Origin of the sequence: Streptomyces flaveolus (assembly GCF_044765825.1) — a bacterium.
Taxonomy (GTDB): domain Bacteria; phylum Actinomycetota; class Actinomycetes; order Streptomycetales; family Streptomycetaceae; genus Streptomyces; species Streptomyces flaveolus.
Genome location: NZ_JBIWKU010000015.1, coordinates 126,528 through 148,824, shown reverse-complemented (window position 1 = coordinate 148,824; position 22,297 = coordinate 126,528). Strand labels below are relative to the sequence as shown.

The following is a 22,297-nucleotide window of genomic DNA, read 5'->3' as shown; positions in this document are numbered from 1 at the left end:
GAATCCCTTACAGGGCGTCGCGGGCTGTGCAACAGTCGTAACGGTCCTTCCGCCACCCCTCGGATCCGCCCAGGTCGTACCGTCTGCACATCGGAGTGCGTCATGTCGTCCCATCTCTCCGCGGACCGCCCAGCCGCCCAGCCACCAGGACGCGGCTCGGTCGAGGCCCTGATTTCGCAGGCACGGCGGTTGCGGGGCGACGTGGACGCCGTGCGACGGGACACCCGGCACGACGCGACGGACCCGCAGGGCCGCTGGCAGCGTGCCCTGTACGACCTGGCGCTGCACCAGCTCAGCGATCTCGACGAGCATCTGGCGCAGTTGCGGGACGGGCCGGCCCCCGCGCCGCGGCCCGGTTCGCTGCTCAGCCGGGTAGGCAGCGCCGAATGGAACCTCCTGACCGACGAGGCCGACTGGTCCGGTGAACTCTTCCGGATCCTCGGCCTCGACCCGGCCGCCGCCCCCCTCAGCCTCGACGAACTGCCGTCCCTGGTACTCGCCGAGGACCGGTCGAAGCTGACCGCGATGGTCACGGACTGTCTCGTCGACGCCCGGCCCATCGACGGGGAGTTCCGCGTCGTGCGCCCCGACGGCACCGTACGGACCGTGCACATGATGGGCGAGCCCGTGCTCGACGCCGACGGCAGCACCGCCTCGATGTGGGCGGTACTGCGGGACGTCAGCGAACTGCGCCGCAGCCAGCGGGTGGTGAGCGAGACCCGTGACTCGCTCCACCGCCACCCGCGGGACGCGGCCATCGAGCAGCGGGCCGCGGTAGAACCGCAGGAGGCCGTGCCACCGCCCTGGCACGCCCTCCTGCGGTTCCCGGACCAGGGACGGCCCGGCCTGGACCTGGCCGCCGGGTGCCTTCCGGCGTCCGCCGACGCACCCCGCTGCGGCGGCTGGTACGACGCGTGCCCCCTGACCGGCGACGAGACGCTGCTCAGTGTGGGCACCCTCGCGGACCCGGGCACCGCTGTGACGCCGGCGCCGGCCATGGTGATCAGCGCCCTGCGCGGCCTGGCGACGGCGGGCGCGCGGCCCTCGGAACTGCCGGACCGGCTCGCCCGGTTACTGGAGTCCACCACCCTGCCGCCCGTGCATGACGCCGTGTACTGCGGCTACCGGCCCCGCACCCGCGCCCTGACGTGGGCGCACGCCGACGGCCCCGCCCCGCTGCTGTTCCGCGACGGGACGGGGCGCGAGCTGGACGAGGCGGCCACGGCGACGCTCGAGGCCGGCGACCTGCTGCTCCTGCACACCGGCGGACTCGTGCCGACGGCCGCGCACCGCCTCCTCGCCCTGGCTCCCCGTCTGACCGGGGCACTGTCGGCGCAGGACGGCGTACGCATCGTGACGGAGGCACTCGGCGAATCCGTCCGCCGGGACGCCTGTGTGCTGGTCGCCCGCGTGACGTCGTAGCGCGTCCGCCGCCGGCTACGCCGGAGCGATGTTCCCGCCCCTCCCCCTGCCCTTGGACGACTTCCCCTTGGGCAGCGCGAGTTCGATCTCCTCCCGCAGTTCCTGGATCTTCGGATAGCCGGCGTACTGGGCGGTGAGCCGGTACATCTGGCGCAGCCGGTCCCAGGTGCGGCGCGAGGAGTTGGAACCCATCGACACCAGCGCCAGGCGCGCGTACCCGGCCGCCTGCTCCGGGTCGTCGGCGATGAAGCAGGCGGACGCCATGGAGAGATGGTCGAAGATCTTCGACCGCTCCTGTGCGTCGACCCGCAGTGCCAGTGCCTTGTCCGCGTAGTGCTGGGCGTGCGCGGCGGCATCCGGCTCGAACTCCGCGAGCGTGCGGTAGGCGAGAGCCTGCATGCCGTACAGATCCGCCTCGTTGAACAACTGCATCCAACTCGGCGGCGGCACATCACTCTTGTCGGAGACGAACAGGTCCTCCGCCCGGCCGAGGGTCCGGCGCATCGCCTGGCCCTTGCCCATGGACGCCTGCGCCCAGGCCTCGATGGTGTGGAACATCGCCATGGTGCGGGGCAGTACCTGCTCGCCGGAGCCGGACTGGGCGAGCTTCATCAGGTCCAGCGCGTCGTCGGGCCGGCCCAGGTGCACCATCTGGCGGGCCGCCCGGGACAGTGCCTCGCCGGCCCGGGGCCGGTCGCCGCCCTCTCTCGCGGCATGGGCGGCGATGACGAAGTACTTCTGCGCCGTGGGCTCCAGGCCGACGTCGTGCGACATCCAGCCCGCGAGTACGGCGAGGTTGGCCGCCACGCCCCACAGGCGCCTTTGCAGGTGGGGCGGATGGTGGTAGGCGAGGATGCCGCCCACCTCGTTGAGCTGGCCCACGACCGCCTTGCGCTGGAGCCCGCCGCCACGGGCGGCGTCCCAGGCACGGAACACCTCGACCGAGCGCTCCAGTTCCTCGATCTCCTGCGACCCGATGGGGGCGGCCTCGTAACGGTCGTACCCGACGGGGTCGGCGTGCAGGGGGTCGGTGAAGTGGGGTGCGTCGGCAGCCAGGGCAGGGTCGGTGTGCAGCCAGTCGTGCATGGCGCTGCTGAGTGCGGATCCCGCGGCGAGCGCGGCGCCCGCGCCCACCAAGCCGCGTCGGTTGAGCATGAGGTCCATTCCCGTGAATTCGGTGAGGACCGCCGCAGTCCGCTCGGGCGCCCACGGCACTCCGTCGGGATGCTCATCGCTCCCGCCGCCCTGCCGTTTCCCCGCGCGCCCGTGCCGGACCAGACCGAGGTCCTCGATGGTCACGACACGGCCGAGACGCTCGGTGAACAGAACCGCCAGCACCCGCGGCACCGGATCGCGCGGGATCTCTCCCATGTCGATCCACCGCCGCACCCGCGAGGTGTCGGTCGCCAGCTGGGGGTGGCCCATGGCCGCCGCCTGCCGGTTGACCAGCCTCGCGAGCTCGCCCTTGGACCAGCCGGCCAGGCCGAACAGATCCGACAGACGGGTGTTGGGTTCTCCGCTCACGTCAAGCCCCCAGGTTCTCGGCTGAGTTGACAGTAGCCCGGTGCAGGTTGCCGGGCGACTATTCGCCACCGTTCGCCAGGGTGCGCCAGATGGTGTGCCACGGGCGGCCGGGTGTCAGGTAGGAAAGCGCCACCTCGACCCGGTCGCCGCGGGGGTACTCCCCAGGGTGGCCCCCGGCGGCCGGGCGGGTAGCGCGAAGGCTTAGCGGAGGGCTCGCCCGTTCCGGCGGGCATCGCCTCCAGGCAGGCACAGCAGGCACACGAAGGGATCTGTCCAGCCCATGTACGCAGCATCGTCCTCCGTGTCCGCCCCGCAGCGATCGCTCCACCCCCGCCCGGCGGCGGGCGGCGGCCCCTATCTCGCCCCCGCGCGTCCGGCGGCCCCGGTGCTCGGGGCGGGCAGGGCGCGGCGCGGCGCGGGAGCCGGCACGCAACCGCTCAGCGGCAGAATCGACCTGTCCGGCGCCCAGGGCGCCCAACTGCGCACGGCGATCGCCTCCGTGCACCGGATCTGCCCGGAGTTCGCGCCGGTACAGGTGCTGCGCCGCAGCGGGCGGTCCGTCCTCCTGGTCGGCACCACCGGGCGCAGCACCGCGGTCGCCAAGTGTTTACTGGACCTCTCCCCCGCGTGGGCCGAGCGGATCAGGCACGAAATAGCGGCATACCGCTCGTTCGTCCGGCACCGCCCGCCGGTGCGGGTGCCGAGGCTGATCGCGGCGGACCCGGACAACGGCACGCTGGTGATCGAGCGGATGCCGGGGCGGCCCGCGGCACTGCAGCGGCATCCGCTGGAGGCACCGCCGCGGGCGGACATCAGGGCGGCGCTCGGCGCCATCTGCCGGCTGAACGCCTGGCGGCCGCCGGCCGGGACCTTCGACGCCCCGCTGGACTACGCGGCACGGATCTCCCGGTACCACGAGCTCGGACTGCTCACCGACCGGGACCTGGGCGACCTGCAGAAGCTGCTGCACGGCATCGCCCACGTGGCCGGGCGACAGGGCATGGGCCAGTTCTGCCACGGTGACGCGCTGCTGTCCAACATCCTGATGTCACCGGCCGGGCCGGTGCTGGTGGACTGGGAGCATGCCGGCTGGTACCTGCCGGGCTACGACCTCGCGACCCTGTGGTCGGTGCTCGGTGACGCCCCGGTGGCCCGCCGCCAGATCAGCCAGATCGCCCAGGCACAGGGTCCCGCGGCGCGTGACGCGTTCCTGGTGAACCTGATGCTCGTACTGACCCGGGAGATCCGCACGTACGAGACGGCCGTGCAGCGGTCGATGCACGAGGCGGCTCCGGTGACCCCGCCGGCGGCTCCTCCGGGTGCCGTGCCCTCCGGGGAGGAGCAGCGGCTGCTGCTGCGACGGCTGCACGACGACTGCCAGCTGGCCCGGCGGGCCGTGCGCGCGGCGGTCGGCACGCGCTGACGAGGACGGGAATCCGCGGTGTCGCCCTGGAAGGGCGCACCGCGGATTTTGTGTGTCCGCGCCTTCCGGGGAGGGCCATTGGTGTACTCCACTGACGCCCCGCAGGCCCGTGAGCCGCCGCCACGAAACTCGCCGAAGCCCTGCTGACGTGGGAAATCGCCGCGGTGTCGGCATGATTGACGGATCGTCGGACCGCCGGGTACGACTGACCCCACGCCCGGCCCCGCACGCCCCGCCACGCCCGACCGTCACAGGAGGCCGCTTTGCGAGGATCCGCCACCGTTCCCGACCCCGCCCCCGGCAGACGCGTCCGTACGACGGCAGGTGCCCTGGCCGCGGCGGCGCTGCTGCTGCCGCTGCTCGGCGCGGCACCGTCCGCCGCCGGGCCGGCCGTGCCGCCCGCCCCCGACGGCCTCCAGCGGGCGTTCGCCGCCGCCGCGGCCGAGTACCACGTGCCGCAGTCCGTCCTGCTCGGCGTCTCCTATCTCCAGTCCCGCTGGGACACGCACGGCGGCGCCCCGAGCGTGACCGGCGGCTACGGCCCCATGCACCTCACCGACGCCCGCACCGCACTGGCCGGGGCCTCGCACCACGGCGGGGGCGCCGAGGACCCGCGCGGCGACGACGCCCGCTCCCCGCTGCGGCCGCGGGAGGCGACTGTCCCGGCGGACACCGAGCTGCCGGCCCGGCTGACCACGCTGCCGAGGGCGGCCGAGCTGACCGGGCTGAGCCCGGACGCGCTGCGCACCGACCCGGCCGCGAACGTGTCGGGCGGCGCCGCGCTGCTGGCCGCCGCACAGCGTGAGCTGGGCGAGCCGCTCAGCGAGGACCCCGCGGACTGGTACGGGGCGGTGGCCCGCTTCTCGGGGGCCGACGACTCCGCGACGGCGGCGGCGTACGCCGCCGACGTGTACGGGGTGATCCGCACCGGTGAACGGCGGACCACGGACACCGGGCAGCGGATCGCGCTGGCCGCCCTCCCCGGCGTGGCCCCCGACACGGCGCAGCTGGCGCACACCGGCCTGCGCGCCGCCTCCGCCGACGGTACCGAGTGCCCGGCGTCGGTGTCCTGCGAGTGGATCCCGGCACCCTACGAGGAGTTCGGGGACGGCGACTACGGCAACCACGACCTGGGGAACCGTCCCGCCTCCCAGCGCATCCGGTACATCGTCGTGCACGACACGGAGGGCGCCTGGAACGGCGTCCTGAACATGGTGCAGGACCCGACCTACGTCTCCTGGAACTACACGCTGCGCTCCACCGACGGCCACATCGCGCAGCACGTGAAGGCCAAGGACGTGGCCTGGCACGCGGGCAACTGGTACGTCAACGCGAATTCGGTCGGCCTGGAGCACGAGGGCTTCCTCGCGGACCCGGACGCCTGGTACACGGAGGCGATGTACCGGTCGTCGGCGCGGCTGGTGAAGTACCTGGCCGCGAAGTACGACATCCCGCTGGACCGGCAGCACGTCCTGGGCCACGACAACGTGCCCGGCCCGACCACCTCGACCGTGCCCGGGATGCACACCGACCCGGGCCCGTACTGGGACTGGCGGCACTACTTCCAGCTGCTGGGCCGCCCGATCGAGCCGACCGCCGGCGCGAAGGCGCAGCTGGTGACGATCCGGCCCGACTACGACACGAACCGCCCGGAGTACACCGGCTGCGAGACCGCGGGCGCGCCGTGCGCGGAGCACGGTTCCAGCGAGGTGCGGCTGTACACCGACCACGACGTGAACGCGCCCCTGATCAAGGACGTGGGTCTCGGCAGCACGCCGACGACCGGGGTGAACGACCTGTCGTCGCGGGTCTCCACAGGCCAGCAGTTCGCGGTGGCCGACCGGTGGGGCGACTGGACGGCCATCTGGTACCTGGGCCAGAAGGCCTGGTTCCACGACCCGAAGAAGCACCCGGCGGCGGTGCCGGCCTCGGGCCGGCTGATCACCCCGCGCGCCGGTCTGGAGAGCGTCCCGGTGTACGGACGCGCGTACCCGGAGAAGGCCGCCTACCCGGCGGGGGTCCCCGCCCAGGCGGTGTCGCCGCTGCGGTACACGCTGCCGAAGGGGCAGGCGTACGTGGTGGGCGACGAGGTGCCCGGCGAGTACTACTACGCGGTCACCTTCGACGAGGCGTCCCACCAGGTGGTGACCGGCGAGGACCGGTACTACGAGATCCAGTACGGCCACCGGGTCGCGTACGTGCGTGCCGCGGACGTCACGCTCACGACCGCGCGCTAGCGGCCGGGCCGGGTCAGCCCTGCTGGAAAAGCTCCGCCGGGAGCGGCTTCAGCAGGGCGTACAGGTCGTCGGTGATGGGGCGGTCCCAGGCGGCGATGGTCACCAGGACGTTGTCGCTGCGGTCGAACTGCACGCAGGAGATCCGGCTCTCGGAGAGTTTGAGGCGGCGCACGATCAGCAGGTTGTCGCCCTGCATGACCGGCACGTCCTCGGTGCCGACGACGGTGATCTCCTCGTCGTTCTCCAGGGCCAGCAGCAGCTGGGCCACCTCGAAGGGGATCTCGCCCTCGGGGACCTCGCGGGCCGGGGAGCCCTCCGGCAGATTGCCGATGATCATCGCGGGGCCGCGCCCGCCGAACAGGTCGTAGCGCAGGAAGACGCCCTGGCAGCTGCCGTCGGGCGCGGGGAGCAGTCCGGCGCCCAGGTTCCCGGGCCAGTCGCCCGGGTCCATGGCCAGTACGTCGAAGTCGGGCCCGGCGGGCGTGGCGCTGCGGCGGCGGAGGAACGACATGCCGCCATGGTACGTGGCCGGACCGCCTGAACGGAGTGCGGGCGGGCGTCCGGGCCAGGAGGTGCCGGTGAGGTCCGCGGCCGGTTCCCCCGGGCGGCCGTGTGGGGTCACTCCTCCGGCGGGGCGGGCGGCACCACCGCGACGGGGGACGCCGCGTGCAGCAGGACGGCGTGGGTGACCGAGCCCATCATGCGGGCGGGGGCCAGCAGGCGCCGGCGGTGACGGCCGACGACGACCAGTTCGGCGTCCTTGGAGGCGGCGACGAGGTGTCCCGCCGCGTCACCGGCCACGACGTACGTATCGGCGCGGACGTCGTGGTGGCGTCCCCGGTAGGGCGCGAGGAGGCCGTCGGCCAGGACGCGGGTCTCGCTCTCGACGGAGACCTCGTCGATCACCAGGGGCATCATCTGTCCCGCGGCGGCCCAGGTCTGCACGGGCCACGGGTAGGCGGCGACCACCTGGAGCCGGGCGCCACGGCGCGCGGCCTCGGCGAAGGCGAAGGCCAGCACCGCGTCGTCGGGGCTGTCCACGTGCAGGCCGACGACCACCCGCGGGCCGGGCTCGGCCGGCGGCTCGCCGTGCACCTCGCGGCCGGGGCGGGGCACCACGACGACGGGGCACTCGGCGTCGCGGGCGGCGGCCAGGCTGTTGGAGCCGAGCAGCAGGCTGGCGAATCCGCCGCGGCCGCGGGAGCCGAGCACCAGCAGCTGGGCGTCGGCGCCCAGTTCCGGCAGCGCGGCGCCCGGTACGCCCTCCATGCCGAGGTACTCCGTCACCGGCGCGTCGGCCCGGTCCCCCAGACGGGCGCGGGCCTCCTCGATCACCGGGTCCTCGCCGGTGTCCGGCGGGCCGGCGACCAGGACGTCGGCCTGTGCCCAGGCGGCGTACTGCCGCACGTGCACCACCCGCAGGGGCGCCGCGCGCCCGCGGGCCGCGTCGGCGGCCCAGTCCAGTGCGCGCAGGCTGTCCTGCGAACCGTCGACCGCCGCGATGACCGGCAGGGTGCTCATGGGTTCCTCACCTCCGGAAGGACGACCTTCCCCCTCGTGGCGTCAGCCTCGCCCAGGCGTCGGCTCCGATGGGGCGCTCACGGTCGCGTGTCCGGAAAAACGGGCGGAACACCCCCGGATCGGCCGGGTCTCAGGTGAGGTCGAACTCCCCTTCCCTCGCTCCCGACACGAACGCGCCCCACTCCGCCGGGGTGAAGATCAAGGAGGGGCTCTGCGGGCTGCCGCTGTTCCGCATGGCGATGAACCCCTCGACGAAGGCGATCTGGACATCCCCCATTCCTCGGCTGCTGGACTGCCACTGCGCGTTGCTGAGATCCAGCTCCGGCTTGTCCCAGCCCATGAGCGGGCGCTGTTGGGTGGTGCTCTCGGCCACGTCCGTGCTCCTCCCGGTTTCGTCGTCCGCGGGCCAGCCTAGCGATCGGGCCGGACCGCCGACAGGCCGTGCGGGGCGTGCCTTTCGGAAGATCGGCGCCGCGGTCCCCGGGTGTCGCGCGGGATCCCCGGGGCTCTCCCGTCTCAGTCGTGCCCGAGGAAGGCGGCGACCCGGCGGACGAACCACTGTGGATCGTCCAGCCACGGGTAGTGCGCGGCGCCCGGCTGGACCGCGACCTCCGCGTGCGGGAAGACGCCGGCGCAGCGGCGGGCGAGTTCCGGGCGGGGGCCGCCGTCGAGCTCACCTGCGAGAACGAGTACCCGGGCGGCGCAACGGGCCAGGGACGCCCGGGTGGCGGGCGGGTCGAAGGCGTCCGGGGACAGGTAGACGTCGGCGGCCTCCTCGTTGGTCTCCTCCTCGCCGCGGGCGTCGTGGTCGCGGGCCGCGTCGTTCCAGCGGCCGTGGAAGAAGGGGACGAACACGGGATCGAAGTCGCCGGTCCCGGCCAGCCATGCCCGGAAGGGCCCGAACGCGTCTTCGAACCAGGGCTCGTCCTTGCGCAGCAGTGCCGCTTCGAGCCGGTCCTCGGGCGTTGCCGGCAGGTCCAGCGCCCACGGTGTGGCGGTGACCAGGACGAGCCGCCGCACGCGTGCCGGGTGGCGGGCGGCGTACAGCATGGCGAGGCTGCCGCCCGCCGAGTGCGCGAGGACGTCCATGCGCTCCAGTCCGAGGTGGACGCGGAGGGCCTCCACGTCGTCCACGAGCCGGTCGCAGCGGTACGTCGCGGGGTCGTCGGGCACCGCGGAGTCGCCGGTGCCGCGCAGGTCGAGGAGGACCAGCCGGCGGTGGGCCGTCAGACCGCCGAGGTCGCCCAGGTAGGCGGAGGCGCGCATGGGTCCGCCCGGCAGGACGACGAGCGGGTCACCGTCACCCCGGACGTGGTAGGCGATTTCGGTCCCGTCGTACGCGGAGAGGGTCGGCATGGCGTCGATCATGACCGCCGGCCGCGGCGGGCGCAACGGGGTTGCCCCGGCGTCGCCGTCAGGTCCCGAGGGCCTCGTCGGCCGTGGTGAAACGGTGCACGGAGGGTTTCAGCACCTCGTAGAGGTAGCCGAAGTACTCCGTCCGCGCCGTCCCGTCGAGGACCGACAGCAGGAACGCGAGGCACCCGGTGTCGTGGTGCTCCCACAGGGGACCGCGGCCCTCGTTGTAGAGGACCGTCCACGCGTCGGGATCCTGGCCGGGACGCACCAGCCAGTACAGGAAGGCTCCCGTGCCCTCCTCGTGGGCCCACGGCAGCACTCGCGCGCCCTCCTCCAAGAGGTGGGCGGGCTGCTCCTCTCCCGCCGCCCACAACTGGGCCAGGATCTCTTCCCGTTCGGCGGCCTGGGCGAACAGATCGCAGTCGTCGTGGGCCGAGTCGGGCACGAGCAGCCAGACCGTCTCGTCGAAGACCCCGTCTCCGTACGTCTCCACCAGACGTTTGTAGTCGGAGGGCAGACCTGAGCCGAGGGCCCGTTCCGCCTGCGTCCAGTCCACGGCGGGCGGCGGCTCGGCGGGCGGCGGACACAGACGGACGAGGTCGTCGAGCGTTGTCATGTGCCGGACCCTGTCCACGTGACTCTGCAACAGCGGTTTCAGGGTCACGGCCGAGAACCGGCGAAGCGGTCGCGCAGTTCTCTCTTGAGGATCTTGCCGCTGGCGTTGCGCGGCAGGGTGTCCACGAACAGGACGCGCTTGGGGGCCTTGAACGCGGTCAGCTTCTCGCGGGCGTGGGCGATCAGTTCGTCCTCCGTGACCTCGCCGCGGCGGACGACGACCGCCGTGACGGCCTCGATCCAGCGTTCGTCGGGCAGGCCGACGACGGCGGCCTCGGCGACGGCCTCGTGGGTGTAGAGGGCGTCCTCGACCTGGCGGGAGGCGACCAGGACGCCGCCGGAGTTGATGACGTCCTTCACCCGGTCGACGATGGTGAGGTAGCCGTCGGCGTCCCGGACCGCGAGGTCGCCGGAGTGGAACCAGCCGCCGCGGAAGGCCGCCTCGGTCTCCTCGGGCTTGTCCCAGTAGCCCTCGCACAACTGCGGGGAACGGTAGACGACTTCGCCGGGGGTGCCGTCGGGCACGTCCTTGCCGTCCTCGTCGACCACGCGCGCGTCGACGAACAGGACGGGCCGGCCGCAGGAGTCCATGCGGCCCTCGTGTTCGTCGGGGCCGAGGACGGTGGCGAGGGGGCCGATCTCGCTCTGGCCGAAGCAGTTGTAGAAGGCGAGGTGCGGGAGGCGTTCGCGCAGCCGCTCCAGGACGGGCACGGGCATGATCGACGCCCCGTAGTAGGCCTTGCGCAGGCCGCCGAGGTCGCGGGTGGCGAAGTCGGCGCGGTTCGCGAGGCCGATCCAGACCGTGGGCGGCGCGAAGAGGCTGTCCACGCGGCCGGCCTCGATCAGGTCGAAGATGCGGTCGCCGTCGGGTGCGTCCAGGACGATGTTCGTCGCGCCGACGGCGAGGTAGGGCAGCAGGAAGACGTGCGTCTGCGCCGAGTGGTAGAGGGGCAGCGCGTGCACGGGGCGGTCGCCGGCGCCGAGGTCCAGGGCGGTGATGGCGCTGAGGTATTCGTGCACCAGGGCGCGGTGGGTCATCATCGCGCCCTTGGGCAGCGCGGTGGTGCCCGACGTGTAGAGCAGTTGCACCAGGTCCTCGCCGTCCGGCTCGGGCCCGTCGTACGCGGGTGCCGTGGCCAGCCGGTCGAGCAGGCTGCCGTCGGCGTCCCGCAGCGGCAGGGTGCGTACGCCGCCGGGAAGGCGGCCGGCGAGGTCCGGGTCCGTGAGGACGAGGGCGCTGCCGGACTGGCGGACGAGGTAGGCGAGGTCGTCGCCGGTGAGGTTCTGGTTGACCGGGACGTGCACGAGTCCGGCGCGGGCGCAGGCGAGGAAGGCGATCAGATAGGCGTCCGAGTTGTGCCCGTAGGCACCGACCCGGTCGCCGGGCGCGAGCCCCTGCTCCCGCAGGACGCTCGCCGCGCGGGAGACGGCGGTGTCGAGCTCCTCGTACGTCCAGGAGCGGTCGCGGTACTCCACCGCGACGCGCGCGGGGGTGCGTCGGGCGCTGCGCCGCAGCACCCCGTCGACCGTGCTGCGGTGTCCGGGCGTCATGGCATGATCCTCGGCCGGTACGCGGGGCGGGTCAAGACGTGCGCGGGCGGCGCCGTGACTCGTACTGTCATGCCACTGACACGTGCACATACCGACTGGTACGCTCAGCCGCTCCTTCCCCAAAGACGTCGGGAGGCACCATGCGCATCCGCCGGAGACGACTCGTCGTCACGGCCGTCGCCCTGCTCACCGCGGCGACCACCCTGCCCGCGGCCGCCGCGGACGGACCCTCGGGCGGCCGGGCCGAACGGCCGTCCCACGGCGGGCTGTCCGCCGTCGTCCGGTACACCGAGTACGGCATTCCGCACATCGTCGCGAAGGACTACGCGAACCTCGGCTTCGGCACCGGCTGGGCGCAGGCCGCCGACCAGGTCTGCACCCTGGCCGACGGCTTCGTGACCGTGCGCGGCGAACGCTCCCGCTTCTTCGGCCCGGACGCCGCGCCCGACCTCTCCCTCTCCTCCGCGGCCACGAACCTCTCCAGCGACCTGTACTTCTCCGGGGTGCGCCGGGCCGGGACCGTGGAGAGGCTGCTCGCCGAGCCGGCGCCCCGGGGCCCGAGCCGGGACGCCAAGGAGCTGATGCGGGGCTTCGCCGCGGGCTACAACGCCTGGCTGGAGCAGAACCGGATCACCGACCCTGCGTGCCGGGGCGCCGCCTGGGTGCGGCCGGTGACCGCGCTGGACGTGGCCGCACGCGGGTTCGCCCTCTCCGTGCTCGGCGGACAGGGCCGGGCGGTGGACGGCATCACGGCGGCGCGGCCGCCGGGCACGACGGCCGGGACCGGCACCGCGCAGGGCCCCGGCGCCGAGGCGACCGCCCGCGCGGCCCGGACGCTCTTCGCCGCCGGCGACGCCGACATGGGCTCCAACGCGGTCGCCTTCGGCGGCGGCACCACGGCGAACGGCCGCGGCCTGCTGCTCGGCAATCCGCACTACCCCTGGCAGGGCGGGCGCCGCTTCTGGCAGTCCCAGCAGACGATCCCCGGGCGGCTGAACGTCTCGGGCGCCTCGCTGCTCGGCTCGGCGACCATGTCCATCGGCCACAACGCGCACGTCGCCTGGAGCCACACCGTCGCCACGGGCGTCACCCTCAACCTGCACCAGCTGACGCTGGATCCGGCCGACCCGACGGTCTACCTGGTGGACGGCAGGCGCGAGCGGATGACTCAACGGTCCGTCACCGTCGCCGTGCGCAACGGCACCCCGGTGACGAGAACGCAGTGGTGGACCCGGTACGGCCCGGTGGTGACCTCGCTCGGCGCCTCGCTGCCCCTGCCCTGGACGGCGACGACCGCGTACGCGCTGAACGATCCGAACGCCACCAATCTGCGCGGCTCCGACACCGCCCTCGGCTTCAGCCGGGCCCGCGGCACGGACGACGTCCTCGCCTCCCTGCGCCGCACACAGGGGCTGCCGTGGGTGAACACGATCGCCGCCGACTCGCGCGGCCACACCCTGTTCACCCAGTCCCAGGTGCTCCCCCGCATCACCGACGACCTCGCCGGGCGCTGCTCCACGCCGCTCGGCAAGGTGACGTACCCGTCCTCGGGGCTGGCGGTGCTGGACGGCTCGCGCGGGGACTGCGCGCTCGGCCGTGACCGGGACGCGGTCCAGCCGGGGATCTTCGGCCCGTCGAGCATGCCCACGCTGAAGGACGCGCCGTACGCGGAGAACTCCAACGACAGCGCCTGGCTGGCCAACGCCGACCGGCCGCTGACCGGTTACGAGCGGATCTTCGGCACGGTCGGCACCCAGCGGACGATGCGCACGCGGGGCGCGATCGAGGACGTGGCGACGATGGCGGACCGGGGCGGGCTGACCGTACGGGACCTCCAGCGGCAGCAGTTCGCCGACCGGGCGCCCGCCGGCGAGCTGACCGCGGCCGACGCCGCGAAGGCCTGTGCCGCGCTGCCCGGCTCCACGGCCACGGGCGGCGACGGCCGGTCCGTGGACGTGCGGGAGGCCTGTGACGTGCTCGCCGGCTGGGACCGCACCATGGACACCGGCAGCCGGGGCGCGCTGCTCTTCGACCGGTTCTGGCGGGCGCTCAACCGGGCCGTGCCGGCGGGAGAGCTGTGGAAGGTGCCGTTCTCGCCGGCGGACCCGGTCCGCACCCCGAACACGCTGAACACCGGCGCGCAGGGTGTCGCCACCGCCCTCGCGGACGCGGTCGGCGAGCTGCGCGCCGCGGGCATCCCGCTCGACGCGCCGCTCGGGGAGCACCAGTTCGTCGTCCGCGACGGCGCACGCGTCCCCGTCGGCGGCGGCACCGAGTCCCTGGGCGTCTGGAACAAGGTCGAGCCCGTCTGGGACCCGGCGCACGGTGGCTACACCGAGGTGACCACCGGTTCCAGCTACATCCAGGCCGTCGGCTGGGACGGCGGCCGGTGCCCGGTGGCCCGCACGCTGCTGACCTACTCCCAGTCCTCCGACCCGGGCTCGCCGCACCACGCGGACCAGACCCGGCTGTTCTCCGAGGAGAAGTGGGTGACGTCCCGCTTCTGCGAGCGGGACATCCTGGCGTCGCCCGCGCTGCGGATCGTCCGGGTGCGCGAACGCTGAGCGGCACCGTCCCGCGGCCCGTCCGGTGACCCACCGGGCGGGCCGCGGCCCGTGGGTCCCGCACGCCCCATTGACACGACCCGCCGCTGACAGGAAAGTTTCACTCCGCACGGTGATCCGGGAAAGATACTTTCAGCTTCGGTGGCGGGAGGCTCTTCGATGGCCGGTCAGGGCACGAGCGGATACACGCGGCGGCAACTGGGCGCCGACGCCCTGGCGCTGGGCGGGGCGCTGGCGATCGCCCCGTTCGCGGCCGGGCCCGCCGAGGCCGTCGCGGACCAGGCCCCCCGCCCCACCCTCAGGCGCGGCTCGGCGGAGCGCGCCGGGCTGCTCCGCGGCCATCTGCGGCAACTGGTCACCGACGCCGAGGCGTTCCTCGGCCCCTCCCCCGAACACCCGTGGTACGCGGGCGCCGTGCTGCTCGCCGGGCGCGGCGGCACGGTGGCGCTGCACGAGCCGATCGGCATGGCGGTGCGCTACCGGGCGTACGACGAGAAGACCGACACCGGCGTCGAGTTCCCGGCCGGGCAGCAGATCCCGATGGCCGAGGACACGGTGTTCGACCTGGCGTCGATCTCCAAGCTGTTCACCTCTCTTCTCGCCGTGCAGCAGATGGAGCGGGGCGCGCTGGAGCTGGAGGCGCCGGTCGCCTCGTACCTGCCGGACTTCGGGCGGGCGGGCAAGCAGAGGGTGACCATCCGTCAGCTCCTCACGCACACCTCGGGATTCCGGGCCTGGATCCCGCTGTACAGCGCGCCGACGTACGAGGAGAAGGTCCGGCTCGTCTTCGACGAGGCACCGGTCAGCCCGCCCGGCACCGCGTACCTCTACTCGGACCTGAACATGATCTCGCTCCAGCTGGTGCTGGAGAAGATCACGGGCCGCACCCTGGACGTCCTGCTGCGTGAGAACATCACCGCCCCGCTGGGCCTGCGCCGCACCCGCTACAACCCGCCCGCCTCCTGGCGGCCGAAGATCGCGGCCACGGAGGACGCCCGCCGGCCCTGGTCCGGCCTCGACCGGGGGCTGGTGTGGGGCGAGGTGCACGACGAGAACGCCTTCAGCCTCGGCGGGGTCGCCGGCCACGCGGGGGTGTTCTCCTGCGCGTGGGACCTGGCGGTGCTCGGCCGTACGCTGCTCAACGGCGGGTCCTACGGGCGGGCGCGCATCCTGCGGCCGGAGTCGGTGGAGCTGATGTTCACCGACTTCAACACCGCCTTCCCCGGCGACGAGCACGGCCTCGGCTTCGAGCTCTACCAGCACTGGTACATGGGCGCCATGGCCACCCCGCGCACCGCCGGGCACACCGGCTTCACGGGCACCTCGCTGGTGCTCGACCCGACCACCGACTCGTTCCTGGTGGTGCTGGGCAACTCCGTGCACCCGGTGCGCAGTTGGCGCTCGGGGTCGGCTCCCCGGGTCGCGGCCGGTACGAACCTGGCGCGTGCCGTGCCCGTCCGTCCGGCGCACGGGCGTACCGCCTGGTTCTCGGGGACGGCGAGTTCCGCGTCGGCGACCCTCGCCCTGCCCGCGCTGGACACGTCCGCCGGTGACGCGCGGCTGCGCTGCGCGCTGTGGTGGGACACCGAGCCCGGAGCGGACGTGCTCGTCCTGGAGGCCACCATGGACGGCGGCACCACATGGCGGCCCGTCCCCTTCACGACCACACGCCGCGGCGAGGGGCCGCAGACGCATCCGGCGGGTTCGGTCAGCGGCTGGTCGGGGCGCGTGTGGCACCGCCTGTCGGCGGACCTCCCGGCCGCCCGGGGGCTCGTCCTGCGCTGGCGGTACGTGACCGACCGGCTGTACGTGGGCCGCGGGGCGTACGTCGACGGGCTGCGCGCGGAGGCGGCCGGCGGCGTCCTGTTCGACGACGCGCGCCCGGCGGACGCGGCGCGGATCGAAGCGGTGGGGTGGACGCCGTCGGCCGACTAGGGCAGGCCACGGGCGGGTCCGCTATCCGTTGAACACGGCCTTCTGCACCTCGTTCGGCCCGTCGAAGCTGTTCTCCTTCAGGCCGTCGAGGCGGCTGACGACCTTGTCGTCCGCCTTGTTCTTGCGGGCGCGGTCGACGAGCGCCTTCTTGTCCGCCGGGTAGTCCATGCCGCTGAGCGCCTTCTGCAGGTCGATGGGGCTGAGGTCCGCCATGGCAGGCTCCTTGTCGTGCTGGTCGTACGTACGGGATTTCCGTTATGTCGCGGTACCCAGCCCGACCCGGCGCATGCGCCGGTCACTCTCCGGTCCGCTCCAGCACGGCCATCGCGGCGTTGTGTCCCGGCACCCCGCTGACCCCTCCTCCGCGCACCGCCCCCGCCCCGCACAGCAGGACGTTGGCCTGACCCGTCTCCACGCCCCAGCGGCCGGTGCCCTCGGCCGCGTGGGGCCAGGACAGCTCGCGGTGGAAGATGTGGCCGCCGGGCAGCCGGAGGTCGTGGTCCAGGTCCAGCGGCGACCTGGCCTCGATGCAGGGCCGCCCGTCGGCGTCGGTCGCCAGGCAGTCCGCGAGGGGCTCGGCCAGATGGGCGTCGAGCTGGGCGAGGGTCGACTTCAGCAGTTCCTCGCGGACGGCGTCGTTGTCCCGGGCGAAGAGGCGGGCGGGGGTGTGGAGCCCGAACAGGGTGAGGGTGTGCAGGCCCTGTTCGGCGAGGTCGGGGGCGAGGATCGTGGGGTCGGTCAGCGAGTGGCAGTAGATCTCGGAAGGCGGGGCGGCGGGCAGGTCACCGGCCGCGGCCCGGGCGTACGCGGTGGCCAGCTGCTCGTAGCCCTCCGCGATGTGGAAGGTGCCCGCGAAGGCCTCACTCGGGTCGACCGCGGGGTCGCGCAGTGCCGGCAGGCGCTTCAGCAGCATGTTCACCTTGAGCTGGGCGCCCTCGGCCGGCGGGGGCGGCGCCTGGCCGGTCAGCGCCGCCAGTTCCCGCGGGGAGGCGTTGACCAGAACGTGGCGCGCGGCGGCGACGCCGTCGCCGTCGGCCGACCGGTAGGTGACCTCGGCCGCTTTCCCGTCGGTGTCGACGCGCACCGCCTCGTGTCCGGTGGCGAGCACGGCACCGGCGGCGCGGGCCGCGCCGGCCAGCGCGTCGGTGAGGGCGCCCATGCCGCCGACCGGCACGTCCCAGGCGCCGGTGCCGCCGCCGATCACGTGGTAGAGGAAGCAGCGGTTCTGGCTCAGGGCGGGGTCGTGGGCGTCGGCGAACGTGCCGATCAGCGCGTCGGTGAGGGCCACGCCCCGCACCAGGTCGTCCGCGAAGTGCTCCTCGATCGCGACACCGATCGGCTCCTCGAACAGGGCCCGCCAGGCGTCCTCGTCGTCGATCCGGCGGCGCAGCTCGTCGCGGGTGGGCAGCGGCTCGGTGAGGGTCGGGAAGACACGCTGGGCGACGTGGCCGGTCATGCCGTAGAACCTCTGCCAGGCGGCGTACTCGCGCTCCGAGCCGGTGAGGGCGGCGAACGACTCCCGGGTGCGCCGCTCGCCCCCGCCGACGAGCAGCCCGGTGGGCCGGCCGTCCCGGTGGGCCGGCGTGTACGAGGAGACGGTCCGGCCGCGCACCCGGAAGTCGAGGTCCAGGTCCCGCACGATCTTCCGGGGCAGCAGGCTGACCAGGTACGAGTACCGGGACAGCCGCGCGTCGACCCCGGCGAACGGCCGGGTGGACACGGCCGCGCCCCCGGTGCGGCCGAGCCGCTCCAGCACCAGCACGGAGCGCCCGGCGCGGGCCAGATAGGCGGCGGCGACCAGCCCGTTGTGGCCGCCGCCGACGATGACGGCGTCGTAGGTACGGGATGTGCGCGGTGGGGTCATGGCTCTTGGTAGCACGAGGTGATCCCGGGCGGCCAGGGGTGGATCACGCGGTCGTGTGCGTCGTGCGCCGCGCGTCGCGCGTCGTGGAGCCTCGGGGGCGCGTCCGGCCGGCGTGGCCCGGCACGCGGCCCCGGCCTGCGGTGACGGCTCAGGGGCGCCGGGCCGCGCAGCGCGGCGCGTCCGGCCGGCAGTGCGGCGCGCCGGCCGGACGCGCGGCTCCACCGGGTGACCGAGGGGCACTGCGCCCGGCTGTCGACGCCGTGCGCCGTGCGAAGGGCCGGCCGAGCGGCACCCGGTTCAGCGGGCACCGGCCCGCCGGAGCACCGCCACCCTGCGGTACAGCTCCACCGCCTCCGGCCCCCGGCCGAGCTGTTCCAGGCAGTGTGCCTCGTCGTCGCGGCTCGCGAGGGTGTCGGGGTGGTCGGGACCGAGGACGCGCTCGCGGGCGGCGGCGACCTCGCTGTACTCGGCCAGGGCGGCGGACCAGCGGCCCAGCCAGCCCAGGCCCACGGCGACCTCGCGGCGGCTGACCAGGGTGTCGGGATGGTCGGGGCCGAGGACGCGCTCGCGGATCGCGCAGACCTCGCGGGCCGCGGTGAGCGCCTCGTGCCAGCGGCCGAGGCGTCCGAGGTTGACGCCGAGGCCGTGCCGGGCGCGCAGGGTCTCGGGGTGTTCGGGGCCCTGGACACGGGTGCGGTCGTCGATCAGCGCGGCGTACAGCGTCAGCGCCTCGGCGCTGTGTCCGAGGCGGCCCAGGCAGATGCCCGCCTCGTAGCGGGCGGCGAGGGTGTCGGCGTGGTCCGGGCCGAGGGCCCGGGCGCGTGCGCCGGCGACCTCCCGGTAGGTCTCCAGGGCTTCCCGCCAGCGGCCGAGCCGGCCGAGCGCGTAGGCCACCTCGTAGCGGGTGACCAGAGTGTCCGGGTGCTCGGGGCCGAGGACCCGGGCGCGGGCCTCGGCGACCTCGCACGCCATGCGGTGGGCGTCCTCGGGGCGGCCGAGCCGGCCGAGGTTGAAGGCGAGGTTGTGACGGCAGCGCAGGGTGTCGGGATGGTCGGCGCCCATGGTGCGCTCCCGGGCCGCGAGGACGGCCGTGTAGACCTGGTGGGCGTCGGCGTACCGGCCCAGCCTGCCCAGGACGTACGCCATCTCCTGACGGGCGGCGAGCGTGTCGGCGTGGTCGGCGCCCAGGGTCCGGATCCGGGCCTCGGTCACGCGTTTGTACGCCCGCAGCGCGTCGGCGGCACGGCCGGTGCGGCTGAGGGCGAAGGCGATCTCGTAGCGGCTGGCGAGGGTGTCGGGGTGGTCGGGGCCGAGGAGGCGCTCGCGTTCGCCGGCCACGGCCCGGTGCAGTTCCGACGCCTCCGTCCAGCGGCCGAGCCGGCCGAGGCTCAGCGCCGCGTTGTGCCGTCCGGCCAGCGCGGTCAGGACCTCCGGCTCCGGGCCGGGCCGCTCGCCGGGGGCGGACGCGGCCGCCTCGCCGCCGGCGGGGCGTGGGAGCCAGTCCCCGGACAGCCCGGCCGCGGGGTCCGGTGGTGTGCTGCGCAGCCCGGCGCCGGTCGCCTTCGGCCCGGTGGTCATGCCGAGGGACCACGACGGCGGGGCCGCCCTGCCCCCGACCGGTTCGGGCGTCCGCGTGGCCGCGCCGGGCGCCACCACGGCGGGCGCGTACACCTGCGCCGAGCGGTCCGCGGTGAGCCGGCGGCCCACTTCGCGGGCGTCCTGCGGCCGCTGCCCGGGCTGCTTGGCCAGCAGGTCCAGGATGATCCGCTCCAGGTACCCGGGCAGGTCGGGCCGGTGCCGGCGCGGCGGCTCGGGCGCGGTGTCGCGATGGCCGACGAGGACGGCCCACGCGTCGTCGAGGTCGAAGGGCGGGACGCCGGTGGCGATCTCGTAGAGCACACAGCCCAGCGAGTACAGGTCGCTGCGCCGGTCGACCTCGTCGCCGCCGATCTGCTCGGGCGACATGTAGTGCGGGGTGCCCATGGCGATGCCGGTGCCGGTCAGCCGGGCGGTGAACCCGACGTCGTGGCCGAGCCGGGCGATGCCGAAGTCGCAGATCTTCACGGTGCCGTCGGCCAGGCGCACGATGTTCGCGGGTTTCAGATCGCGGTGCACGATGCCCTGTTCGTGCGTGTAGGCGAGCGCGGCGGCGACCTGCTCGGCGATGTCCAGGACGTCGGGGACCGGCAGCGGATGGTGCTTGTTGTCCTCCAGCAGCCGGCTGAGGTCGCGGCCCTCCAGCAGCTCCATGACCAGGAAGAGCACGCCGTCGTACTCGCCGAAGTCGTGCACGACGGTCACTCCGCGGTGCTGGAGCGCGGCGGCCACCCGGGCCTCGCGCCGGAACCGCTCCCGCAGCACGCGGGTGAAGGACTGGTCGTGCTGCGTGCCCAGTGGCTTGAGGCACTTCACCGCGACGCGCCGCCCCAGCGACTCGTCCCGTGCCCGCCACACCTCGCCCATGCCGCCGCGCCCGATCCGTTCGAGCAACCGGTACCGGCCCTGGATCAGCGTGCTGTCCCCCATCGCTGCGCCCGCCCCCGTGGTTCAGTCCGCCCCGCCCTCCCCTGGCCGGTCCAGTATGGCGGCTTATGGCCCGGGTTTGTACGGTGCCGGGCCCGCGCCCGGCCCTGGCGGGCCGGGGGTGTTTGGAAGGCAGTCCGGGGTGCAGACGTGCGGGCATCCGTGCGGTCCGACGCCCGGGGTGCGCGGCAGGCGGCCGGCGGTGGCGGGTGCGGGGGCCGGTCTGCCGTAGCGCCCGTGGTCGTACGGGCGCAGGATCGGGTACGCCGGATGCGGCAGGCCGCACCCCGTCGGCGTGCGTGCGCCGGCCCGGGCGGTGCGCCCCCCGGCACGGGGGCCCTTGCCGCCCGGGCGCCTCAGCGCAGCGTGGCGAGGAACTCTCCGCAGGCCCGGGCGCAGGCGCGGCACGCCTCGGCGCTGTCCTCGGCGCCCGGTTGCTTGTCGAAGACGTGCGCGCCCTCCAGGCACACCTGCATGCACCACTCCAGCTGGACGCGTATCGCGGTCTCGTCCACCTGGTTCTGCTCGGACAGCACACGGCACGTCGCGTCGCACACCTCCGCGCACATGATGCCCTTGCGCCGTACGAGTTCCTGGTACTCGGTCCCGTCCGGGTCCACCAGGCTCGCCCGCAGCGCGCACGCTCGCGCGCACTCGGTACAGGCCTGTGCACATGCGAAGCGGTCCTCCAGGAAACGGAACAGTTCCTGCTGGGAAGTCGTCGTCGATGTCACACCGCGCGGGTTGCCGCCGTGGTCGGCACCAAACCCGTCGAGGCCCGTGTTCCCAAGGGCCGTGGCCCGTTTTCGCCGGTGCGTCGCCGGGCACCCGGCGACGCACCGCAAGAGGAGACGACGACGCGCGGAGGTGCACGACATGCCGGGACGACAGGAACTGCCGTCGACCCTGGAACGGTCCCCCGAGGAAGCCCAGCGCACCTGGATCAAGGCCCACGACTCGGCCGTCGAGGAGTACGGCGAGGGCGAACGCGCCCATCGGGTGGCGTACGGGGCGCTCAAGCACATGTACGAGAAGGTCGGCGACCACTGGGAACGCAAGGAGGGCGGCCGCAAGGGCCCCTCCGACCCGCAGTCGGCACGGCCCCGGCAGCAGGGCGGGCGCAGCGGTGAGGGCGTAGACGAGAAGGCGTCGAAGGAGCACCTCTACGGCGTCGCCAAGCGGCTGGACGTGGCGGGGCGGTCACGGATGTCCAAGGCGGAACTGCTCGACGCGATCCGGAAGGCCAACCGTTCGCGGACGCGAGCGGCCCGGTCGGGCTGAGCTGGTTGGCCGGGTCCGCCGGGGGTACTCGCGGTTCATGACTAGCGCAACGATGGACTTGGCCGCGGGCTCCGGCGCCGCCGGCGTCTGGCTGGTGGTGGCGGCCGTCGTGGTGGTGGCGGTACTGATCGGCGCCTTCGTCTTCGGAAGCCGCATGAAGCGCAAGGAGCCGCCGCCGCCCCTCCCCGAGGAGCAGCCCCACGTGCCCGACGGCGGACCGGTCCGCGAGGTCAGGGAGAACCGTGAACCCGAGGAGGTGCCGAGGAGCGAGGACCGCACGCTGCCGCACGAGCTCCGGCACCAGGGCAGCCGCACCGCGTCCGGCCAGGACCGGCCGCGCTGGGGCGAGGGCAGCAGCGGTTCCTTCGGCGGTGGCGGCCCGGGCGGCGCGCGCTGACCCGTCCGCCGTCCCGCTCCAGGGACCCGGCACGGCTCTGACGGGCCCGGGCGCGACCGGCACGGCCGCGCCCGGGCCCCTCGT

18 protein-coding genes are annotated in these 22,297 nt (G+C 74.1%); 7 read left to right on the top strand and 11 right to left on the bottom strand.

Annotated elements, in window-relative coordinates; genetic code table 11:
* Nucleotides 1-102 precede the first annotated feature (102 nt).
* Nucleotides 103-1,422 carry a PP2C family protein-serine/threonine phosphatase gene (locus tag ACIRG6_RS34045; RefSeq protein ID WP_364681757.1) on the top strand — a complete coding sequence of 440 codons (1,320 nt, stop codon included), beginning with the start codon at nt 103-105 and terminating at the stop codon, nt 1,420-1,422.
* A 15-nt stretch (nt 1,423-1,437) separates the two neighbouring features.
* Here the strand turns inward: ACIRG6_RS34045 and ACIRG6_RS34040 are convergent, their stop codons facing one another.
* Nucleotides 1,438-2,946 (bottom strand): DNA-binding protein NsdB, encoded by a 1,509-nt coding sequence (locus tag ACIRG6_RS34040; RefSeq protein ID WP_239767326.1) that lies wholly within the window; start codon nt 2,944-2,946, stop codon nt 1,438-1,440.
* A gap of 280 nt (nt 2,947-3,226) precedes the next feature.
* On the opposite strand from ACIRG6_RS34040, the gene ACIRG6_RS34035 reads away from it, so the two are divergent.
* Together ACIRG6_RS34035 and ACIRG6_RS34030 are read left to right on the top strand one after the other, a co-directional pair.
* Nucleotides 3,227-4,369, top strand: coding sequence for an aminoglycoside phosphotransferase family protein (locus ACIRG6_RS34035; protein ID WP_364681759.1), 1,143 nt, complete (start codon nt 3,227-3,229; stop codon nt 4,367-4,369).
* A 263-nt stretch (nt 4,370-4,632) separates the two neighbouring features.
* Nucleotides 4,633-6,606 carry an N-acetylmuramoyl-L-alanine amidase gene (locus ACIRG6_RS34030; RefSeq protein ID WP_364681761.1) on the top strand — a complete coding sequence of 658 codons (1,974 nt, stop codon included), beginning with the start codon at nt 4,633-4,635 and terminating at the stop codon, nt 6,604-6,606.
* 13 nt (nt 6,607-6,619) lie between these two features.
* Here the strand turns inward: ACIRG6_RS34030 and ACIRG6_RS34025 are convergent, their stop codons facing one another.
* The 6 genes from ACIRG6_RS34025 to ACIRG6_RS34000 all read right to left on the bottom strand — a co-directional run bounded on the left by ACIRG6_RS34025 (nt 6,620) and on the right by ACIRG6_RS34000 (nt 11,649).
* Nucleotides 6,620-7,117, bottom strand: a complete 498-nt coding sequence (locus ACIRG6_RS34025; protein ID WP_189233422.1) for a hypothetical protein — start codon at nt 7,115-7,117, stop codon at nt 6,620-6,622.
* A gap of 107 nt (nt 7,118-7,224) precedes the next feature.
* Entirely contained in the window at nt 7,225-8,127 is a 903-nt protein-coding gene (locus ACIRG6_RS34020; RefSeq protein WP_364681763.1) for a universal stress protein, read from the bottom strand.
* Between the two features lie 130 nt (nt 8,128-8,257).
* A complete protein-coding gene (locus ACIRG6_RS34015; protein WP_189233424.1) occupies nt 8,258-8,500 on the bottom strand; it encodes a DUF397 domain-containing protein in 243 nt (80 codons plus the stop codon).
* A 143-nt stretch (nt 8,501-8,643) separates the two neighbouring features.
* On the bottom strand, nt 8,644-9,483 hold the full coding sequence (locus tag ACIRG6_RS34010) for an alpha/beta fold hydrolase (protein ID WP_403325531.1): 840 nt from the start codon (nt 9,481-9,483) through the stop codon (nt 8,644-8,646).
* A 58-nt stretch (nt 9,484-9,541) separates the two neighbouring features.
* Nucleotides 9,542-10,099: an SMI1/KNR4 family protein gene (locus ACIRG6_RS34005; RefSeq protein WP_365021238.1), complete on the bottom strand. Its 558-nt coding sequence runs from the start codon at nt 10,097-10,099 to the stop codon at nt 9,542-9,544.
* Between the two features lie 44 nt (nt 10,100-10,143).
* A complete protein-coding gene (locus ACIRG6_RS34000; RefSeq protein ID WP_403325528.1) occupies nt 10,144-11,649 on the bottom strand; it encodes an acyl-CoA synthetase in 1,506 nt (501 codons plus the stop codon).
* Nucleotides 11,650-11,789: 140 nt separating this feature from the next.
* Between ACIRG6_RS34000 and ACIRG6_RS33995 the strand changes: the two genes are divergently transcribed.
* Both ACIRG6_RS33995 and ACIRG6_RS33990 read left to right on the top strand, forming a co-directional pair.
* Nucleotides 11,790-14,213, top strand: a complete 2,424-nt coding sequence (locus ACIRG6_RS33995; RefSeq protein WP_403325525.1) for a penicillin acylase family protein — start codon at nt 11,790-11,792, stop codon at nt 14,211-14,213.
* A gap of 159 nt (nt 14,214-14,372) precedes the next feature.
* Entirely contained in the window at nt 14,373-16,148 is a 1,776-nt protein-coding gene (locus tag ACIRG6_RS33990; RefSeq protein WP_403325522.1) for a serine hydrolase, read from the top strand.
* A 21-nt stretch (nt 16,149-16,169) separates the two neighbouring features.
* Here the strand turns inward: ACIRG6_RS33990 and ACIRG6_RS33985 are convergent, their stop codons facing one another.
* The 4 genes from ACIRG6_RS33985 to ACIRG6_RS33970 all read right to left on the bottom strand — a co-directional run bounded on the left by ACIRG6_RS33985 (nt 16,170) and on the right by ACIRG6_RS33970 (nt 21,269).
* Nucleotides 16,170-16,361: a DUF2795 domain-containing protein gene (locus ACIRG6_RS33985; protein ID WP_364681774.1), complete on the bottom strand. Its 192-nt coding sequence runs from the start codon at nt 16,359-16,361 to the stop codon at nt 16,170-16,172.
* A gap of 82 nt (nt 16,362-16,443) precedes the next feature.
* Nucleotides 16,444-18,012: a phytoene desaturase family protein gene (locus ACIRG6_RS33980; RefSeq protein ID WP_391985002.1), complete on the bottom strand. Its 1,569-nt coding sequence runs from the start codon at nt 18,010-18,012 to the stop codon at nt 16,444-16,446.
* A 297-nt stretch (nt 18,013-18,309) separates the two neighbouring features.
* Nucleotides 18,310-20,538, bottom strand: a complete 2,229-nt coding sequence (locus ACIRG6_RS33975; protein WP_364681778.1) for a serine/threonine-protein kinase — start codon at nt 20,536-20,538, stop codon at nt 18,310-18,312.
* Nucleotides 20,539-20,891: 353 nt separating this feature from the next.
* Nucleotides 20,892-21,269, bottom strand: coding sequence for a four-helix bundle copper-binding protein (locus tag ACIRG6_RS33970; RefSeq protein ID WP_189233432.1), 378 nt, complete (start codon nt 21,267-21,269; stop codon nt 20,892-20,894).
* 142 nt (nt 21,270-21,411) lie between these two features.
* On the opposite strand from ACIRG6_RS33970, the gene ACIRG6_RS33965 reads away from it, so the two are divergent.
* On the top strand, nt 21,412-21,816 hold the full coding sequence (locus ACIRG6_RS33965) for a ChaB family protein (protein WP_239767296.1): 405 nt from the start codon (nt 21,412-21,414) through the stop codon (nt 21,814-21,816).
* 37 nt (nt 21,817-21,853) lie between these two features.
* A complete protein-coding gene (locus ACIRG6_RS33960) occupies nt 21,854-22,213 on the top strand; it encodes a DUF6479 family protein (RefSeq protein ID WP_403325517.1) in 360 nt (119 codons plus the stop codon).
* Nucleotides 22,214-22,297: the final 84 nt, after the last annotated feature.

Coding starts and splice junctions, on each gene's coding strand:
- ACIRG6_RS34045 (WP_364681757.1), top strand. CDS start 103: ATGTCGTCCCATCTCTCCGCGGACCGCCCAGCCGCCCAGCCACCAGGA.
- ACIRG6_RS34035 (WP_364681759.1), top strand. CDS start 3,227: ATGTACGCAGCATCGTCCTCCGTGTCCGCCCCGCAGCGATCGCTCCAC.
- ACIRG6_RS34025 (WP_189233422.1), bottom strand. CDS start 7,117: ATGTCGTTCCTCCGCCGCCGCAGCGCCACGCCCGCCGGGCCCGACTTC.
- ACIRG6_RS34020 (WP_364681763.1), bottom strand. CDS start 8,127: ATGAGCACCCTGCCGGTCATCGCGGCGGTCGACGGTTCGCAGGACAGC.
- ACIRG6_RS34010 (WP_403325531.1), bottom strand. CDS start 9,483: ATGCCGACCCTCTCCGCGTACGACGGGACCGAAATCGCCTACCACGTC.
- ACIRG6_RS34005 (WP_365021238.1), bottom strand. CDS start 10,099: ATGACAACGCTCGACGACCTCGTCCGTCTGTGTCCGCCGCCCGCCGAG.
- ACIRG6_RS34000 (WP_403325528.1), bottom strand. CDS start 11,649: ATGACGCCCGGACACCGCAGCACGGTCGACGGGGTGCTGCGGCGCAGC.
- ACIRG6_RS33995 (WP_403325525.1), top strand. CDS start 11,790: ATGCGCATCCGCCGGAGACGACTCGTCGTCACGGCCGTCGCCCTGCTC.
- ACIRG6_RS33990 (WP_403325522.1), top strand. CDS start 14,373: ATGGCCGGTCAGGGCACGAGCGGATACACGCGGCGGCAACTGGGCGCC.
- ACIRG6_RS33985 (WP_364681774.1), bottom strand. CDS start 16,361: ATGGCGGACCTCAGCCCCATCGACCTGCAGAAGGCGCTCAGCGGCATG.
- ACIRG6_RS33980 (WP_391985002.1), bottom strand. CDS start 18,012: ATGACCCCACCGCGCACATCCCGTACCTACGACGCCGTCATCGTCGGC.
- ACIRG6_RS33975 (WP_364681778.1), bottom strand. CDS start 20,538: ATGGGGGACAGCACGCTGATCCAGGGCCGGTACCGGTTGCTCGAACGG.
- ACIRG6_RS33965 (WP_239767296.1), top strand. CDS start 21,412: ATGCCGGGACGACAGGAACTGCCGTCGACCCTGGAACGGTCCCCCGAG.
- ACIRG6_RS33960 (WP_403325517.1), top strand. CDS start 21,854: ATGACTAGCGCAACGATGGACTTGGCCGCGGGCTCCGGCGCCGCCGGC.